This is a genomic window from Monashia sp. HAY1-2A (assembly GCF_056755315.1).
Map to the genome: position 1 here is coordinate 1 of NZ_JBNDHY010000511.1, position 232 is coordinate 232.

The following is a 232-nucleotide window of genomic DNA, read 5'->3' on the forward strand; positions in this document are numbered from 1 at the left end:
TCGCTGTTCAGCCCCGGAATAATGGGCGCCACCATTACATTCACCGGAATTTTGTTTTCAGACAAGATTTCTATGGCTTTTAGTTTATTTTTTGCAGAACTTGTGCGTGGTTCCATTTTTCTTCGAAGATCTTCATTAATGGTCGGAATACTTAATGAAACAGAAACCAGATTTTGTTCAGCCATTGGTTTCAGTCTGTCTCTTATACACATCTGACGCTGCCGACGACGGA

1 protein-coding gene is annotated in these 232 nt (G+C 41.4%); it reads right to left on the minus strand.

What is annotated here, in order from left to right:
• The coding region (locus tag ACPYOM_RS22920; RefSeq protein ID WP_481347729.1) for a radical SAM protein at positions 1–185 on the minus strand (185 nt) is incomplete at its 3' end.
• Between the last annotated feature and the right edge of the window lie 47 nt (positions 186–232).